Raw genomic sequence first — 17,162 nt, 5'->3', positions numbered from 1 at the left:
GATGGGACGGTAATTCGTGAACTTGACTATCCCTTAGGGCCGCGGCGCGACCACGTCCACGCGTAGCCGGGGTCTTCGGACGCGTCGGCGGCTTCGCCGAGGTCCAGCGGCGCGAACGTGTCGACCATGACCGCGGTCTCGTCGAAGAACTCCGCGCCGATCGACGCCTCCGCCGCGCCCGGCTGCGGGCCGTGCGTGAAGCCGGACGGGTGCAGCGAGAGCGAGCCGACGCCGATGCCCGAGCCCTTCCGGGCCTCGTAGTCGCCGCGCACGTAGAACATCAGCTCGTCGGAGTCGACGTTCGCGTGGTTGTACGGCACCGGGATCGAGTCCTCGTGGTAGTCGACCTTCCGCGGGCAGAAGGAGCAGACGACGAAGTTCGGGCCCTCGAACGTCTGGTGCACGGGCGGCGGCTGGTGCACGCGGCCGGTGATCGGCTCGAAGTCGTCGATGTTGAACGCCCACGGGTAGAGGCAGCCGTCCCAGCCGACGACGTCGAAGGGGTGCGTCGCGTACGTGTAGCGCGTCAGGCCCGCGCGGTGGCGCACGAGGACGTCGACGTCCTCGCCGTCTGCCAGCAGCGGCTCGGCCGGCCCGCGGACGTCGCGCTCGCAGTACGGCGAGTGCTCGAGGAACTGCCCCTTCGCCGACAGGTACCGCTTCGGCGGCCCGATGTGCCCGCGTGCCTCGAGGATGAAAAGGCCGACCTCGCCGTGGGGGACGACGCGGTAGGTGCACGACGTCGGGAGCACGAGGTAGTCGCCGTCCCCGATCTCGAGGCTGCCGTAGATCGTCTCGACGGTCGCGGAGCCGCCCTGGACGTAGAACAGCTCGTCGCCGGCCGCGTTGCGGTAGAGCGGGCTGGGCGCGGTCGCGGTGACGAACCCGATGGTGACGTCGGCGTTGCCGAACAGCCGGCGCCGGTCGGTCACGGCGTCGGCCTCGGCGCCGAACTTGAGGTCCCGGGTCTGGAACGCCCGCGGCTTGAGCGGGTGGTTCGGGGTCAGCGGCCCGCGGTCCTCCTCGACCGCCACGGCGTCGACGATCGCCGTCGGCAGGCCGCGGTGGTAGAGCAGCGCGGAGTCCGCGGAGAAGCCCTCGACGCCCATCAGCTCCTCGGCGTAGAGCCCGCCGTCCGGCTTCCGGAACGCGGTGTGCCGCTTGTGCGGGATCTCACCTACTCGCCGGTAGTAAGGCATCGACAACCCCTTCTTACGCGTCCGTTGTGCGAACGATTTTGTCCTGATGTCGTACGCTACTAGCGTGTCAGTCGTGTCAAGCGCTGTGGAACTCACGCCCCCCGGCCCCCGTGGAATCCCTCCCCTGTTCGCGAGGCTCGTCGACGACTCGGCGCTGTTCCCTCCGGGCGATGCGGCCATGCCCGAAGCCCTGCGCGCGCACTTCGCGATCCGGGAGTCCGAACACGCCGGTGTACTGGGGGTTTTCCTCTGCCAGGCGTCCCGGCTGCCGGAGCTGATCACCGAGCTGATCAAGATCAAGCCGAAGCAGCCGCTGCCGTTCTCGCTGATCATCGACACCGGCCTCGGCGGCGTCCCGAAGGCGATCTCGATCGTCGAGTCGCGCAGCGAGCTGCTGGCGCTGCGGATGGTCGAGATGCCGGCGCCGTCGGACGTCGACGAGGTCTGGCTGGAGCGCGTCTCGGAGTTCGTCCCGGAGGACGTCATCCGCGTGGTCGAGCCGCGGCGCGGCGTCGGCTGGCTGGACGGCGTGCGGAAGGTCATCGAGCACGGCAGCTGGCCGAAGATCCGCTGCGGCGGCAAGGCGGGGGAGAACTTCCCGAGCGTCGACGAGGTGGCGGACTTCCTCGCCGTCGTCAGCGGGTCCACCGGGGCGTCGTTCAAGGCGACGAACAGCCTGCACCGCGCGGTCCGGCACGCCGACCCCGACACCGGCTTCGTGCACCACGGCTTCCTCAACCTCCTCGTGGCCTCCGGGCGCAGCCTCTCCGGCGGCGACGTCCGGGAGGCGCTGGAGTCGACCGACGCCGAAGCGCTGGCCGATGAGGCCCGCGGGTTGTCCGAGCAGGCCGCGAAGGCCGTTCGGGCGCTCTTCGCGTCGTACGCGGCGGCGTCGTTCGAGCAGCCGGTCGCCGACATGGGCGAACTCGGCTTGCTGTGACCGGCCGGGAGGGGTCGCTGACGCTCGATCGGGGGTTGGCGCTGCTGCAGGCAGTGGCCGACGCCGGCGGCGACGCGGCGACCATCTCCGAGCTGGCCGTGGCCATCGGGGCCAGCCGCGCGGCCGTCTACCGGCTGCTCGTGCCGCTGTCGGAGCGCGGGCTGGTCTGGCGTGACGGCACCAAGGTCCGGCTCGGCGTCGGCCTGCTCCGGCTGGCCGGGCAGGTCCTGCCGCAGTTGCGGGACGCGGCCGGCCCGGTGCTGCGCGAGCTGGCCGAGAAGGTCGGCGCGACCGCGCACCTCTCGGTCGCCCAGGGGACGCAAGCGCTTGCGGTGGCCGTCGTCGAGCCGTCGTGGACGAGCTTCCACGTCGCTTACCGCGTCGGCAGCCGGCACTCGCTGACGTCGGGTGCGGCCGGCAAGGCGATGTCCCTGCGCCCGGGCGGCGACGGCTGGGTGACGTCGACGGGTGAGCTGCAGGCGGGCGCGTCCGGCGTCGCGGCGCCGGTTCGCGGGGTGCCGGGCCTGAAGGCGAGCGTCGGCGTCGTCTCGATGGAGCCGCTCAAGGCCGCCGAAGTGGGCCCGCAGGTCGTCGCGGCCGCCGGGCGGCTGGCCGACATCCTGCGCGCTTAGCGGCGCGGAACCACCAGCAGCGGCCGGACCATGGTCAGCAGCAGGGCGACGTCGATCGTGAACAGCAGGCGCTCGAACAGACCCAGCGTGACGTCCTGCTGCGCCGGGCCGACGACGAGCGTGACGACGAAGCCGGCGAGGACGATGCCGATGGCGGCGAAGCTCGCCGTGGCGAGCCGCCGGATCGTCGTCCTGCGCGGCTCCCACGGGCAGCGCTCGCGACCGCGCCTGGTGAGCACGAACGCGGCGGCCGGCAGCGCGACGAACGCCGTGAGCGCGGCGATGTTGTGGACCTGCCCGGACAGCGACCGCGCCTGCCCGTCCGGGTCCACGGGGACGAGCCCGCACACGAAGAGCCCGGCCGACCAGACGCCGGTCAGCACGCAGACGGCGGTGGTGCCCGGCCGGTGGGCCTTCGCGATGCCGGCGAGCAGGGCGACCGAGCCGAGCGAGAGGGCCAGGCACATCACGCTGAACAGGGGAGCGGCCGACGACGAGCCGAGCTTGCCGTAGACGTACTCCGACAGCGTCTGCCAGATCGGGCTGACCTGGCCGGAGAGCCGCAGGTGCAGGTCGATCGAGATGGCCACGGCGAGGCCGATGCCGCCGAGCGCGATCCGGCCGTGCAGCGGCGAGACCGCGGGCAGGGGCTTGTTCACCTGGCTTCCACCCTTCCGTTTCCGAAAGGTTACCCGGCGAACCTGTGAACCAGCGGTCAGAAAGCCAGCTGGAGCAGGGCGAACGCCGCGAACCCGGCGAACGCGAACCCGGCGCAGCGCTGGATCAGCTTCGGCTTGATCCGGCTGCGGATCTTCGCGCCGATGAACACCGCGAGCCCGGCCACGACGATGAGCGCGGCGAACGCGCCGACGCCGACGGCGACGGGGTTGCCGATGCGGGCAGCGAGGCTCGCCGTCGCGAGCTGGGAGGCGTCCCCCCACTCGGCGGCGAAGAGCACGCCGAACGACGTCATCGCGGAGCGCAGGAAGGAGAGCGGGGCGGGGCCGACGCGCGAAGCGTCTTCGCCTGCTTCGTCGGCTTCGCTGAATCCCTCGCGAAGGAGCATGAAAGAGCCGAGGCCGAACATCGCGGCGACCACCAGGGAAAGGACGACGTCCGGTAACAGCGTCAGCACACTGCCGAACGCGACCGCGATGACGCATTGCACGGCGAACGCCGCGCAGACGCCGGCGAATACCGGGCCACCGCGGAAACGCGTGGTCAGCACCAGGGTGGCGACCAGCGTCTTGTCCGGCAGTTCCACCGCGAGGACCAGGCCGAACGCGCTGATCAGCGCCACCATTGCGGGAGTCATGTGTATTTCTCGCCCCTTTCACTGCAACGATAAAGGGGAGTTTCGGAACGGCGCAAGCTGATGGCTTGCGCGAAATTGCCGGATCGGCAGTCATGAATTTGTCATCAAGCCGCGTCGCACAATTTTCTTCGGCGCACCGAAAATTCGATTGTGGGCTGGGGTAGGTTGGCGGCCATGGGGTCTGAGGCGCGTGCTGCGCAGGTCGAAGAGGTCATCCGCCGGCTGGAAGCTCACTACGTGTTCCCGGACGTCGCGGCGAAGCTGGCAGAAGCGCTTCGCCAGCGTCTTGGCGAAGGCGCGTACGACGAACTCGGTGACGCGGAATTCGCGACGCTCGTCACAACGGACCTGCAGTCGGTGAACGGCGACAAGCACCTGCGCCTGCGCCACCACGTCGACCCCGTCGCCGACGACGGCGACGCGGCCGTGAACTCCGACGGGTTCCGGCTCGGGGCCGAGCTGGAGGGCTTCGGCATCGCCGAGGTCCGGCGGCTGGCCGGCAACGTCGGCTACCTCGACACGACGATGCTCTACCCGCCCGAGCTGGCCGGACCCGCGATCGCGGCGGCGATGACGCTGCTCGCGCCTGCCGACGCCCTCCTGCTGGACGTGCGCCGCAACCGCGGCGGCACCCCCGGCACGAGCGCGCTGCTGCAGACCTACCTCGTCGACGAGCAGGTGCACTACCTCGACATCTACGAGCGCGAGGGCCACCGGACGACTCAGATGTGGACGCTGCCGTACGTTCCGGGCCTGCGGTTCGGCGGCACCAAGCCGGTCTGGGTGCTGACCGGGCCGCGGACGTTCTCCGGCGGCGAGGACCTCGCGTTCTCGCTCCAGCAGCAAGGCCGGGCGAAGACGGTCGGGGAGGCCACCCGCGGCGGCGCGCACCCGCGTGAGCAGTACAAAGTGGACACCTACCTCGACGTGACCGTGTCGATCGCGCGCTCGTTCCACCCGGAGACGGGGGAGAACTGGGAAGGCACCGGCGTCCGCCCGGACCTGCCGGTCGCCGCAGACAGGGCGTTCGACACGGCGTACGCGCTGGCGCTCGAGCACGTCTTGGAGCTGGGTTCCGCCGGTCCGCGGCGGACGGTGGCGGACGAGGCACGGCAGGCGCTCGACCGGCTGTAGTCACCCGGGACGTTGGTCCCGGGCCAGAGGGGACCACTTGATCTGGCTGGGCCCCCGGCTCCGGAGCACGCTGGACCACGTGGAGGTCCTTGAGCTAGCGCGGTGGCAGTTCGGCATCACCACCGTCTACCACTTCCTGATGGTCCCGCTGACCATCGGGCTGTCGATCCTGGTCGCGGCGATGCAGACCCGCTGGGTCCGCACCGGCGAGCTGCGGCACCTGAAGATGACGAAGTTCTGGGGCAAGCTGCTGCTGGTCAACTTCGCCATGGGCGTCGTGACCGGCATCGTGCAGGAGTTCCAGTTCGGGATGAACTGGAGCGCGTACTCGCGCTTCGTCGGCGACGTCTTCGGCGCGCCGCTCGCGATGGAAGGGCTCGTCGCGTTCTTCGTCGAGTCGACCTTCCTCGGCCTGTGGATCTTCGGCTGGGACCGGCTGCCGAAGAAGGTGCACCTGGCGTGCGCGTGGGCGTTTTCGCTGGCCACGATGGCATCGGCGTACTTCATCCTGGCCGCGAACTCGTGGATGCAGCACCCGGTCGGCGTGACGTTCGAGAACGGCAAGCCGACCATGAACTCGATCTGGGCGGTGCTGACGAACAACACGGCGCTCGCCGCGATCCCGCACACCCTGGCCGGCGCGTTCTCGGTGGCGGCGGCGTTCCTGGTGGGCGTCGCGGGCTGGCACCTGTGGCGGCGCGGCTCGGATCAGGACGTGTGGCGGTCCTCGCTGCGGCTGGGCGGCTGGGTCGGCGTGGCGGCGTTCGCGGTCCTCGCGATCACGGGTGACACGCAGGGCAAGCTGATGTTCGAGCAGCAGCCGATGAAGATGGCGTCGGCGGAAGCGCTGTGCCACACGGAAAAGCCGGCGAGCTTCTCGATCATCGCGATCGGCGACGTCGCCGGGGCCGACTGCGAGGACGTCAAGACGTTCAACGTGCCCGCGCTGCTGTCGTTCCTGGCGCACAACGACTTCAAGACCGAGGTCAAGGGCGTCGAGGACCTGATCACCGAGTACCAGGCGAAGTACGGCACGAACTACCCCGACGACCCCGCGCTGGGTTCGCTGGCGGGCAAGCCCATCGACTACGTGCCCAACCTGCCGGTGACGTACTGGGGCTTCCGCATGATGATCGGCTTCGGCGCGGTGTCGGCGGGCATCGGCCTGCTGGCCCTGTGGCTGACGCGCCAGGACCGCGTTCCGGCGGGCCGCTGGTTCCCGCTGCTGGTCCTCGGCGGCATCGCGACGCCGTTCCTCGGCAACAGCGCGGGCTGGATCTTCACGGAGATGGGCCGTCAGCCGTTCGTGGTCGTCCCGAACCCCTCGGGTGTCGACGGGGTGTGGATGTTCACGGCCCAGGCGGTCTCGCACCTGACGACGGGTGAGGTGTGGACGTCCCTGATCGCGCTGACCACGGTGTACGCGGCGCTGGGCGTGGTGGAGCTGTACCTGATGCGCAAGTACATCCGGGGCGGCGTCGACGCGGTGATGCCTCCGCCGAAGAAGGACTCCGACAAGACCGACGGCGACACGCTCGCCTTCGCGTACTGAGGTGGTGGACTCGATGGACACCCACAGTGCTGGTGTCTTCACTCTCCCGAGTTACCCACAGCCGACCTGTGGACAACTCCACTGGCTGTGGATAACTCATGGCTACCGCGCTCGAGGAGGGACGCGATGACCCTCGCCACGATCTGGTTCGCCGTCATCGCCTTCTTCTGGCTCGGCTACCTCTTCCTCGAAGGCTTCGACTTCGGCGTCGGCATGCTGCTGCCCGTCCTCGCGCGCGACAACACCGAGCGCCGCGTCATGGTCAACACCATCGGGCCGGTCTGGGACGGCAACGAGGTCTGGCTCATCGTCGCCGGCGGAGCCATGTTCGCCGCCTTCCCCGCCTGGTACGCAGGTCTGTTCTCGGCCGCCTACCTGCCGTTGCTGATCGTGCTGCTCGCCCTCATCGGCCGCGGCGTCGCGTTCGAATACCGCGGGAAGGTCGACTCCGAGCGCTGGCGGCGCACGTGGGACCGCGTGATCATGACCGGCTCGTGGGTCGCGCCGCTGGGTGTCGGCCTCATCCTCGCCACCACCGTCCTGGGCCTGCCTCTCGACGCCGCCGGCAACCGCGTCGGCTCCGCGTTCGCCGCCTTCCGCTGGGACACCCTGCTCGGCGCGATCGCGGTCGTCGCCTTCTCGCTCACGCACGGCGCCACCTTCCTGGCCCTCAAAACCAGTGGTGACCTGCGGGAACGTGCCCGTGGCCTGGCGCTCAGGCTCCTGCCGGTCGCGATGGTGCCGATCGTCGCGTTCCTGTCGGTCGTCCAGTGGCGCTCGGGCACGCTGTGGACACTGCTCGCGTTCGGGATCAGTGCTCTCGCCGCGGTGGTCGCCTGGCTGCGGCTGCGCGCCGACCGCGACGGGCAGGCCTTCGCCGCACTCGGCGTCGTCATCGCCGGGGCCGCGGTGGTCATGTTCGGTGCGCTCTTCCCGAACGTCCTGCCCTCGACCCTCGACGTCGCCAACACGCTCACCATCGAGGGTGCCGCGTCGAGCCCGTACACGCTGACCGTGATGAGCTGGGTCGCCGTCTTCGGCGCCCCGGCCGTGCTGATCTACCAGGGCTGGACGTACTGGGTGTTCCGCAAGCGCATCGGCACCCAGCACATCCCGGCGGTCCACGCGCCATGACGAAACACCTCGGGGGTTCCGGGTGGCGGAGCCCCCGGCCCGGGGCGGAGCCCCGGTTGTCCCAGCTTCCCGGACGCGCACCCCTTTCCGCCTCGGAGTCCACAGTGGACTCGGCGCGGCCGGGAAAGGGCCCGCTCGGCGCATTGCCGGCCCTCGTGCCGGCCGTGCGCCGGGCGCTGGCCCTGGTGGGGTTTCTCGCCTTCCTCAACGCCCTCGCGCTGGTGGCCCAGGCATTCCTGCTCGCCGACGTCCTCGCGGCGATCGTCGGAGCGGGTTCCGGGGGACGCACCGCCCAGCTGGCCGCGCTGCTCGCGCTCGTCGTGACGCGCGCGTTGACCGGCTGGGCGGTGCGCACGGTCTCCGCCCGCGCCGCCGCGACCGCGCAACGGGAGCTGCGCGCGAAGGCCGTCGACCACGCGCTGCGCCTCGGGCCCGAGTGGATCGCCCGCCGCGGCCACGGCGAGCTGACGGCGTTGACCACCCGCGGCCTCGACGCGCTCGATGCCTATTTCCGCGAATACCTGCCCGCTCTGGTGACGGCGGCGGTCGTGCCGCTCGGCGCCGGCGCGGCGATCCTGTTCGCCGACTGGCCGTCCGGCGTGATCGTCGCGCTCACGGTGCCGCTGCTGCCGATGTTCGCGATCCTCGTCGGCAAGTACACGGCCGGGCGCGTCGCGGGCGCGACCGACGCGACGCACCGGATGTCCGAACGGCTCCTGGAGCTCGTGCGCGTGCTGCCGGCGCTGACCGCGTTCCGCCGCGCCGCCGCGCAGGGCGAGACGGTCCGGCAGCTGTCCGAACGCCACCGCCGCGCGACGCTCAAGACGTTGCAGGTCGCGTTTTCCTCGGCGTTCGTCCTCGAACTCATCGCGACGCTGTCGGTTGCGCTGGTCGCGGTGGTGATCGGCGTCCGGCTCGCCGGCGGGAACCTGCCGCTGGCCATCGGGCTCGGCGTGCTGATCCTCGCGCCGGAGTGCTACCAGCCGGTGCGCGCGGTCGGCGCCGCGTTCCACGCCAGCGAGGACGGCGTCGAAGCGGTCCGGCGTGTCGCCGACCTGCTGGCCGAGCCGGTGCCCCCGTCCGGCACCGCGGTCCCTTCGCGTGGCTCACTTCGGGTGTCGTCCCTGCGCGTGGCGCGACGCGGCGGGTTCGCACCCGACGGCGAGACGTTCAGCGTCCGCCCGGGCGAGACTGTCTGGCTTCGCGCGCCGAGCGGCGGCGGCAAGTCGACGACGCTCGCGGCGCTGCTCGGGTTCGTCCCGGCCCACGACGGCGTCATCACGGTCGGCTCGACGAATCTCGCCGACGCCGACCTCGCGCGCTGGCGCGAACAGGTCGCGTGGGTGCCGCAGTCGCCGGTGTTCACCGGCGGCACGGTCCGCGAAGAGATCGGCTCCGACGGCTTGCTCGACGAACTCGGCCTGACCGGGCTCGCGGACCGGCCGGTGGCCCGGCTTTCGCTGGGGCAACGTCAGCGCGTCGCGGTCGCCCGGGCGCTTCAGCGAGTGCGGGACGGCGCGTGGTTGCTCCTGCTCGACGAGCCGACGGCCCACCTGGACGAGGCCAACGCGCGACTGGTGCTCGACGCGGTCCAGCGAGCGGTCGACGACGGCGCCGCGGCGATCATCGCGGCCCACGAGCACACGGCGGCGGTCGACCTGCCGTCCGAGGCCCCGGTTCTCACTGCGGAGTCCACTGTGGACGCTCCGGCGTCGCCGATCGCGTGGCGGGCCCTGCTCGACGGCCGGCTCTTCGGCGGCGCGGCGCTGGGCGCGCTCGCACTGCTGGCCGGGGTGGCGCTGACGGCGACGTCGGGCTGGCTGATCGCCAGGGCGTCGCAGCAGCCGCCGATCCTGACCCTGACGGTCGCGGTGGTCGGCGTCCGCGCGTTCGGGCTGGGCCGCGCCGGGCTGAGGTACGTGGAACGGCTGGTCACGCACGACGCGGCGTTCCGCATCGCTGGCCGCCTCCGGGTGCGGCTGTGGGATTCGCTCGTCCGGCTCGGTCCCGCGCGGGGCTTGCGCGCGGGCGAGGGGCAGCGCCGCTTGGTCGCCGACGTCGACACGGTGCGCGACCTGCTGCCGCGGGTGGTGTCGCCGCCGCTGGTGGTGGCGCTGGTCGCGGCGGGCGCGATCGCCGTGCAGACGTGGGTCCTGCCCGCGGCCGGCCTGACCCTGGCGGCGGCGGTGGCGGTGGGGTTGTGCGCACCATGGGTGGCCCTGCACGCCGAACGCCGCGCGACGACGGCCCTGGCGGACGGCCGGCGCGAGGTGGCATCGCGAGTCCTGGTGCTGTTCGAAGCGGCGGCGGAGCTGCTGGCGTACGGCAAGGATCGCGACCATCGCCATGCGCTCACGGAGGCCGACACGCGGCTGGCGGGGCAGGCGCGCCGCCAGGCGTTCGGCGCGGGCGCGGCGGAGGCGTTGATCACGCTGGCCTGCGGAGCGGGCGCGGTGGTGAGCACGGCGCTGGCCGCCCAGGCGGTCGCGGCGGGAAGGCTCGACGCCGTGCTCGCGCCGCTGCTGGCTCTGGTGCCGCTGGCGCTGGCGGAGGTGCTGACGCTCCTGCCACCGGCGGCCCAGCACTGGGACACCCTCCAGCGCGCTCGACAGCGCCTGGCCGACACACCCGCGTCGGTTCATGTGCCGCACAAAGACGACAACCGCGTGGTGCTGCGAGGAGCGGATCTCGGCTGGCCGGGCGGGCCGGTGGTTCTGCGCGGTGTCGACCTCGAGCTGGCGCCGGGGACGTACGCCGCGGTGGTGGGGCCGAGCGGTGCCGGCAAGTCGACTCTCGTGGCCGCGCTGCTGGGCTTTCTCGCTCCTCGGCGCGGTGTGGTCGCCGTCCCGGAGCGGGTGGCCTGGGCTCCTCAGGAGCCGATGCTCGCCGGCACCACGGTGGCCGAGAACCTCCGGCTCGCGCAGCCGACGGCAACCGCGGAAGATCTGCGCGAGGCGTTGCGGCAGGCCGCGCTCGGCGACCTCGATCCGTCGACGGTGCTGGGCAGCGGTGGCAGCGGGCTCTCCGGCGGCCAGGCACAGCGCGTCGCGCTGGCGCGGGCGTTGCTCGGGGCGCCGTCGGCCGGTCTTGTGCTGCTCGACGAACCGACCGCCCACCTCGACGAGCCGACGGCCCAGGTCGTGCGCGCGCACCTGCGGGCGGCGCTGGCGGGCCGGACGGTCGTGCACGTGACCCACCGAGCCGAGGAAGCCGCCGGCGCGGACGTGGTGTTCGAGGTGCGCGACGGCCGGGTCGTGGCGCGGGTGCCGGTGCCGTGATCGATTCTCGGAGCGTGCTTGGCGCGCCGCCGCAGCGTCGCGCGATAATGACGGAACTCATGGATCCGACGCTTGCCGCGCGGGCGCTGTCCGCCGCCACCGAGATCACGAGCACCGCCCTGTCCGGCGACGACCCGGGAGCGGTGCTGGACACGGTCGTCGCCCGCGCGGCCGAACTCGCCGACGCGGACCTGGGCCTGGCCATGGTCAGCGCCGAGGACGGCCGAGTGGTGGTCGAGGCGGCCCACTACGCCACCGCCCACCCGGCGACACCTGCAGCCGAGCTGACCGGCCCGAAGGCGGAAAGCAGCACTTCCGACGACCGTGATCCGGCGCCGGGTAGGCAGGCCGGCCCGCTCGCCGACTGGAGCGCCGACGCTCGACCGGCTTCGGCGGATGCGAGGGCGGGCGGCCAAGCCGGAGCGGCAGGCGGCCTGGCGGCCGAAGAGCGCGCCAGTGAACCGCATGCTTCGCTGGGCGACACAGTCGCAGGCAGCGGTGCAAGCACCGCAGGCGTCGTGAGCGGAGTGAGTGCCGGGGAGGCTTTGCGCGGGCTTGCTTTCTCCGCGGACTCCGCTGCCGGGCGGGTCGCCCGGGGCGGCGAGCCCATCGCCAGCGCCGACTTCACCGTCGATCCGCGGACCGCGCCCTACGTTCCCGCCGAACTGCAGGGCTATGGGCCCTTCGCCGCCGCGCCGTTCGGGTCCGGGGGGCGCGTTCTCGGCGCTCTCACCGTCTACCGGAAGCAAGGGCGCGAGCCGTTCTCCGCGGGGACCGTCGAGATGCTCGTTGCCTTCGCCGCCCAAGCCGGGGTCGTTCTCGCGCTCGCCGAAGGCGCCAACGCCCGCCACCGCGTCGCGCTCTACGAAGAGCGGGAACGGATCGCTCGCGAACTCCACGACGTCATCGTCCAACGCCTCTACGGCGCCGGGATGCAGCTCGACCGGGTTCGGCGCAACATGCGCAAGCGGTTCGCCCAGGCCGACGGTGCGCGGCTCTCGGACGCCATCGACCAGCTCGACCAAACCATCGAGGAGATCCGGGGCACCGTGCGCGCGCTGAGGTCGCCCGAGCCTCGCCACGACACCGGCACGCCCACCGACCTCGCCGAGTCGGCGCGCGGCGAGGTCCGCATCGCCGGCGAGCTACTCGGGTACCCGCCGACCCTGGAGCTGTCCGGCGAATTCGCCGACATCCCCGCGGAAAGCGCCGACCACATCCGGGCCGCCCTGCGCGAAGCTCTGTCCAATGTGGTCAGACACTCCGGCGCGAGCGAAACCCGCGTGACCCTGACCAGGGACTCCGGCGGCGTGAAACTCCGTGTCCGGGACAACGGTTCCGGCGTCCCCCAAGGCGTCGCCACCCGTGGCCTGCGTCATCTTGCCGAACGCGCGGACGCCGCCGGTGGCAAGTTCTTCCTGAACTCCTCGCCCAGCCTCGGCACGCTCGTCGCGTTCGACCTCCCACTTGCCTGAGCTCGATCTACCCTTCTCGGGTCATCCCGCCTCCCTTCCTCGCCCTCAGTGAAGATCGTACCGGCTTTTCGAACACCCATTCGACTCACATTCGAGTGAAAACGGCAGGTCAAAACCGCCGATTGGGATGGCGGACCGTGACGACCGGTGAAAAGGACGCAGCGAACGGCGGCTTGCGGACCGGGTGGTTGCGCGGAGCTACTTTTCCCGGCGCGCGATCCAGGCGGCGGCCTGCGTCCGGCGCTGCATGCCGAGCTTCGCCAGCACCGACGTCACGTAGTTCTTGACCGTCTTCTCGGCGAGGAACAGCCGTTCGGCGATCTCGCGGTTCGACAGGCCCTGGCCGATCAGCTCGAGCACGTCTCGCTCGCGTTCGGTCAGCGTCGCCAGCTCGTCCGTCGGCGGGTGCCGCATCTTGTCCAGCACCCGCGCGGTGCTCACCGGGTCCAGCAGCGACCGCCCGGCCGCCACCTCGCGGACCGCGTACACCACGTCCTGCCCCCGCACCTGCTTCAGCAGATACCCCGCGGCGCCGGCCATGATCGCGCCGACCATCGCCTCTTCGTCGTCGAACGCGGTCAGCATCAGGCACGCCGGCGGGTTCGGCTTGGACCGCAGCTCGCGGCAGAGCGTGATGCCGTCACCGTCGCCGAGGCGGACGTCGACCACCGCGACCTCCGGCTCGACGTGCATCGCGACCGCCAGGGCCTCTTCGACGCTGCCCGCTTCGGCGACGACCTCGATGTCGGGCTCGTCGCCGAGGAGGTCGCGGAGCCCGCGGCGGACCAGTTCGTGGTCGTCGACGAGCAGTACCTGGATCGGCATATCCCCAGGCTACGGGGTACGCGTGCGCCGCGGTGACGGCTGGTCCGCACGTCACACCCGCCGCGGCCGGTCGATTAGCCCCAAAGTGTGACCGCGGATCTCGTAACAAACCCGCCGGTACGTATTCCTGCCACTGAATTCCGCAGGTCACGGGCAAAAAGGGAAATAATCACGAGCCGGTCGGATTTTGGTGAGGCGCCGCCGTTTCCGAAATTCCGGAATAGGACGTAACAGGCCTGCCGTGGCCGCGATAGTTACCACACAATAATCCCGATCCCTCCTGAAAGGACCTTCCGGTGTCCTTGTTTCGTCGTGCCCTGACGACGGCCGCGGCCGTCGCCGGGCTCGCTCTCCTCGGCCCTGTTTCCCTTGCCTCCGCGCAGCTCGCGACGCCCCTCGCGGCCGACCTGAACTGCTCGGATTTCAAGTACCAGGAAGACGCCCAGGCCGTTTACGACCAAGACCCGTCCGACCCCAACGGGCTGGACGGTGACGACAACGACGGCAAGGCCTGCGAATCCCTGCCGCACCGCCCGCAGCAGAACACGTCCACGCCGACGGCCGAACAGCCGTCGCCCACGACGAAGACCCACACCGCCCCGAAGCCCTCCACCCCCAAGAAGTCCACGACGGGCAACCAGGTGAAGGTGAAGCCGGTCGGCGGCGTCGCCACCGGCGGCGGCGAGCCGGACGAGGGCGCTCCCGTCTTCCTGGTGCTGAGCGGTGCGCTGCTCGCCTCGGCGGTGTCCGGCGGCATGGTGCTCTACCTGCGCCGGCGCACGAGTTGAGGCACCCGCGCCTGTGGCCGGCGGTCACGGCGGTCGTCGCCGCGCTCGGCGCGGTCCTGGTGGTGGCCTTCGTCCTCGCCTTCTCGCCGCACCCGCCGGAGCAGGTCGCCCCACCGTCCGCCACGCCTGTCGAGATCGCGCCGTCGTCCACCGCCGCGCCGTCCGGCGACGGGCTCCCGGCGGCGAAACCGGCCTCCCTGAGCATCCCGGCGATCGGCGTGCGCGCCGACGGGATCAAGGACCTCGGGCTGACTTCGGGCGGTGAGCTCGAGGTTCCCGGCGACGCCACGACGGTCGGCTGGTTCACCGGCGCGCCGTCGCCCGGCGAGGCCGGGCCGGCGGTGCTGGCGGCGCACGTCGACTACAAGCACGTGCCCGGCGCCTTCTCCCGGCTCAAGGAGCTGCACCCGGGCGAGCAGGCGAGGGTCGGGCGCACCGACGGCCGGACAGCGGTCTTCACCGTCTACCGCGTCGACCGCTACGCCAAGGCGGAGTTCCCGACGGACCAGGTCTACGGCGACACGGCCGACCCCGAGCTGCGGCTCATCACCTGCGGCGGGGCGTTCGACCGGTCGAGCGGCAACTACCTCGACAACGTCGTCGTCTACGCGCGGCTCACCGGCGTCGAGGCCTAGCCGAGCTCGATCCGGGCCAGCTCGAGCCGCCGGTACGCGCGGTCGCCGAGTGACCAGACGTCCAGTACGTCGCCGTCGAGCTCGGGGTACGCGATCACGAGCCGGGTGAGGTCATCGTCGGTCCGGTAGCCGATGTCCGCCGGGATCCCGGCTTCGAGCTGCCAGCAGAGCTGTTGCTGCTTCGGCGTGAGACGTCCGGCGTAGCGGTCGCTCATCGCCCGCGCGAGCTGCCCGCGCAGCAGGCTCGGGCCGCTCGCCGGCGCCGCGAGCAGCCGCTCGGCGTGCTCGAGGGGATCGGGCGGCCGGTCGGCGGGGCCGGCGTCGCGGACGACGGCCTTGGGCTCGGCCGGTTCGCGGGCGGGCAGCACGATGCTGCCGTCGGCGGCGTGGTGGGTCGGCGCGTATCCCGCGCTCCGCAACGCCTCGAGCGTGCCCGAAGCGTCCACTGTGGACGTCAGGACGGTCGGTGCCACCGCCCGCAGGCCGAGTTTCGCGAGCTTGCGGTGCGCGGCCAGCTCGGCGAGCAGGGCGGGTTCGCCGACGACGACGCTCGCGACGTCGTGCACCTGTGCCTCACCGTGGCGCCGCGCGACGTCGTTGACCAGGTACACCAATGGTTGCGGCAGCTCGCCCGCGGCGATCGCGCCCAGCTCGTCGAGCAGTTCGGCGGCCGTCGCGCCCTGGTCGAACGCCCGCCGGACGCTCGCGGGGGAGAACCGCCAGCTGGTCGCGGTGCCCTGGGCCTCGCGGTCGGCGACGCGGTCGAGCGACGCGGCGAGCCGGGCGTCCGGCGACCCGGGCACGATCGCGGTCAGGTCGGTGCCGAACAACGCCGTCGTCCGCGCGCGGGCGACCAGCTCGTCGGTGACTTCGACGAGCCCGTCTTCCGCGAGGAGGGCGCGGCCGGTCGCGGTGACGGCGCCGTGCGCGACGACGCCGAGGAGTTCGGCCACCTCGAGCGCGTCCCGGACGTGACCGGCGAAGTCTTCCGCCGGCAGCATCGGCGCGTGCCACTCGGCGAGGCGGGTCAGCTCATCGACGTCGGCGATCGCGGCGCCGGGCTCGAGCCGCGCCAGCAGCCGCACGAGCAGGCGTCGCACCAGCGCGTCGACGTCGGTCCCGTACTCCGGCGGCGCCGGCTCCCACCAGGTCGCCAGCAGCAGGCGGTAGAGCAGCGCGGGCCCGGGCCGGGCGAGGTCGGGGTCCGGCGCCAGCGTGGGCGGCGGCGCCTTCTGGCCGCGGCGCGGCGGCGGCGGTTCGTCGGCGAGCAGCAGCCCGGCCTGCGCCGCGAGATCGATGGCCAGCTCGATCTCCGCGGGCGTCGCCCCGGTGTCCTTGGCGACCTTCTTGACGAGCCGCGCGCCGATCGTGCCGTCCTTGAGCAGCGGGAACGGCTCCGCGCCGGCGAGTTCGAGGACGGCCGAGACGCGGTCGAGCAGCCGCAGCGCGGCGGCCGAAGACGTGGCCTCGGCCGACTCGGCGCCGACGTGCGTGACGGCGTACTCCGGTTCGTGGGGCGTGAACGGCAGCTGGTGGTCCGGTCCGCGCAGGGCGAGCGACACCTCGATCGGCATGACCGCGCTGCCGTAGTAGGTGCCGAACAGGAAACCGTGCTCGAACGCCCAGCCCTCCGCGTGGTGGAAGGCCGGCAGCCCGTCGGCCTCGGGGACGCCGTCGGCCATGTCCCGCAGCAGTTTCCGCGTCGGTTCGGGGGCGGCGCGGAACAGCTCGCGCACGCGGTCGCCGTCGCGGTAGAAGCGAAGGAGCTGCTGGCGGCCCTCGGGCAGCCCGAGGATCCGGGTCAGCTGCGCCGCGCGGCTCGAGCCGATCTCCCCGAGCAGTTCCCCGACGGGCTGGCCGAGGCCTTCGTCGCTGAAATTGCTCTTCTGCAGGAGTTTCGGAAGCCGGACGCCGTCGGAGTCGTGCCACAGCAGGGCTCGCTCGGCAAGCTCGTCCACAAAGGATTCGACGGTCTCGCCCGTCGTGCCGAGCAGCCGCACGATCTCGCCGACCGGCGTCGGCCGTTGCCCGAGTGCGTAACAGAGCTGGACCGCACCCAGGACCTGCACCTGCGGCAGGGACAACCCGAGCACGGCATCGTTGACGGACTCGGCGGAGGCGAGCCGCGCCGCGACGACGTCGAGCCGCCGCGGCCACGGTTCCTCGAGCACGTCGGACCGGTGGGTGAGCAGTCTCGCCAGCTCTTCGCGGTCCAGGGCGGCGAGCCTGCGGAGCAGCTCGTCGGCGGTGGTCAT

The 17,162-nt window shown here is 71.9% G+C and carries 14 protein-coding genes; 9 read left to right on the top strand and 5 right to left on the bottom strand.

The genetic code is table 11. The features are described from left to right. Nucleotides 1–26 precede the first annotated feature (26 nt). Complete coding sequence (locus ACZ4TR_RS00380) at nt 27–1,199, bottom strand: homogentisate 1,2-dioxygenase domain-containing protein (RefSeq protein WP_465285140.1); 1,173 nt, start codon at nt 1,197–1,199, stop codon at nt 27–29. An 85-nt stretch (nt 1,200–1,284) separates the two neighbouring features. On the opposite strand from ACZ4TR_RS00380, the gene ACZ4TR_RS00375 reads away from it, so the two are divergent. Then, the gene (locus ACZ4TR_RS00375) at nt 1,285–2,139 is read left to right on the top strand and encodes a hypothetical protein (RefSeq protein ID WP_364516399.1); all 855 of its coding nucleotides are present in this window, start codon (nt 1,285–1,287) and stop codon (nt 2,137–2,139) included. Then, nucleotides 2,136–2,771, top strand: a complete 636-nt coding sequence (locus ACZ4TR_RS00370) for an IclR family transcriptional regulator (RefSeq protein ID WP_465285139.1) — start codon at nt 2,136–2,138, stop codon at nt 2,769–2,771. The genes ACZ4TR_RS00375 and ACZ4TR_RS00370 overlap by 4 nt, the downstream gene beginning before the upstream one ends. Here ACZ4TR_RS00370 and ACZ4TR_RS00365 read toward each other — a convergent pair. Beyond that, on the bottom strand, nt 2,768–3,430 hold the full coding sequence (locus tag ACZ4TR_RS00365; protein ID WP_465285138.1) for a DUF998 domain-containing protein: 663 nt from the start codon (nt 3,428–3,430) through the stop codon (nt 2,768–2,770). The genes ACZ4TR_RS00370 and ACZ4TR_RS00365 overlap by 4 nt on opposite strands. Before the next feature lie 56 nt (nt 3,431–3,486). Continuing rightward, entirely contained in the window at nt 3,487–4,074 is a 588-nt protein-coding gene (locus ACZ4TR_RS00360; protein WP_364516401.1) for a TMEM165/GDT1 family protein, read from the bottom strand. Nucleotides 4,075–4,260: 186 nt separating this feature from the next. Between ACZ4TR_RS00360 and ACZ4TR_RS00355 the strand changes: the two genes are divergently transcribed. From ACZ4TR_RS00355 to ACZ4TR_RS00335, 5 genes are all read left to right on the top strand, one after another. Continuing rightward, nucleotides 4,261–5,220 carry a S41 family peptidase gene (locus ACZ4TR_RS00355; protein WP_465285137.1) on the top strand — a complete coding sequence of 320 codons (960 nt, stop codon included), beginning with the start codon at nt 4,261–4,263 and terminating at the stop codon, nt 5,218–5,220. 79 nt (nt 5,221–5,299) lie between these two features. Continuing rightward, nucleotides 5,300–6,772, top strand: coding sequence for a cytochrome ubiquinol oxidase subunit I (locus ACZ4TR_RS00350; RefSeq protein WP_465285136.1), 1,473 nt, complete (start codon nt 5,300–5,302; stop codon nt 6,770–6,772). Between the two features lie 126 nt (nt 6,773–6,898). Then, the gene (gene cydB / locus ACZ4TR_RS00345; RefSeq protein ID WP_465285135.1) at nt 6,899–7,906 is read left to right on the top strand and encodes a cytochrome d ubiquinol oxidase subunit II; all 1,008 of its coding nucleotides are present in this window, start codon (nt 6,899–6,901) and stop codon (nt 7,904–7,906) included. Between the two features lie 104 nt (nt 7,907–8,010). Further along, nucleotides 8,011–11,184 carry a thiol reductant ABC exporter subunit CydC gene (cydC, locus tag ACZ4TR_RS00340; RefSeq protein ID WP_465286254.1) on the top strand — a complete coding sequence of 1,058 codons (3,174 nt, stop codon included), beginning with the start codon at nt 8,011–8,013 and terminating at the stop codon, nt 11,182–11,184. A 59-nt stretch (nt 11,185–11,243) separates the two neighbouring features. Next, on the top strand, nt 11,244–12,659 hold the full coding sequence (locus tag ACZ4TR_RS00335; RefSeq protein WP_465286253.1) for a GAF domain-containing sensor histidine kinase: 1,416 nt from the start codon (nt 11,244–11,246) through the stop codon (nt 12,657–12,659). A 198-nt stretch (nt 12,660–12,857) separates the two neighbouring features. Here ACZ4TR_RS00335 and ACZ4TR_RS00330 read toward each other — a convergent pair whose 3' ends face one another. After that, a complete protein-coding gene (locus ACZ4TR_RS00330) occupies nt 12,858–13,484 on the bottom strand; it encodes a response regulator (protein ID WP_155548437.1) in 627 nt (208 codons plus the stop codon). A 296-nt stretch (nt 13,485–13,780) separates the two neighbouring features. Here ACZ4TR_RS00330 and ACZ4TR_RS00325 point away from each other — a divergent pair, with 296 nt between their 5' ends. After that, complete coding sequence (locus ACZ4TR_RS00325) at nt 13,781–14,272, top strand: excalibur calcium-binding domain-containing protein (RefSeq protein ID WP_465285134.1); 492 nt, start codon at nt 13,781–13,783, stop codon at nt 14,270–14,272. Further along, nucleotides 14,269–14,907: a class F sortase gene (locus ACZ4TR_RS00320; RefSeq protein WP_465285133.1), complete on the top strand. Its 639-nt coding sequence runs from the start codon at nt 14,269–14,271 to the stop codon at nt 14,905–14,907. The genes ACZ4TR_RS00325 and ACZ4TR_RS00320 overlap by 4 nt, the downstream gene beginning before the upstream one ends. Here ACZ4TR_RS00320 and ACZ4TR_RS00315 read toward each other — a convergent pair. Continuing rightward, nucleotides 14,904–17,162: a helicase-associated domain-containing protein gene (locus tag ACZ4TR_RS00315; protein ID WP_465285132.1), complete on the bottom strand. Its 2,259-nt coding sequence runs from the start codon at nt 17,160–17,162 to the stop codon at nt 14,904–14,906. The genes ACZ4TR_RS00320 and ACZ4TR_RS00315 overlap by 4 nt on opposite strands.

This window comes from Amycolatopsis sp. NPDC028719, from assembly GCF_055565395.1.
This window is presented reverse-complemented; position numbering and strand designations above follow the sequence as displayed.

Bases quoted from the DNA above. Each gene is read 5' to 3' on its own strand.
- ACZ4TR_RS00380 (WP_465285140.1), bottom strand. From the start codon at position 1,199: ATGCCTTACTACCGGCGAGTAGGTGAGATCCCGCACAAGCGGCACACC.
- cydB (WP_465285135.1), top strand. From the start codon at position 6,899: ATGACCCTCGCCACGATCTGGTTCGCCGTCATCGCCTTCTTCTGGCTC.
- ACZ4TR_RS00330 (WP_155548437.1), bottom strand. From the start codon at position 13,484: ATGCCGATCCAGGTACTGCTCGTCGACGACCACGAACTGGTCCGCCGC.
- ACZ4TR_RS00355 (WP_465285137.1), top strand. From the start codon at position 4,261: ATGGGGTCTGAGGCGCGTGCTGCGCAGGTCGAAGAGGTCATCCGCCGG.
- ACZ4TR_RS00315 (WP_465285132.1), bottom strand. From the start codon at position 17,162: ATGACCACCGCCGACGAGCTGCTCCGCAGGCTCGCCGCCCTGGACCGC.
- ACZ4TR_RS00360 (WP_364516401.1), bottom strand. From the start codon at position 4,074: ATGGTGGCGCTGATCAGCGCGTTCGGCCTGGTCCTCGCGGTGGAACTG.
- ACZ4TR_RS00335 (WP_465286253.1), top strand. From the start codon at position 11,244: ATGGATCCGACGCTTGCCGCGCGGGCGCTGTCCGCCGCCACCGAGATC.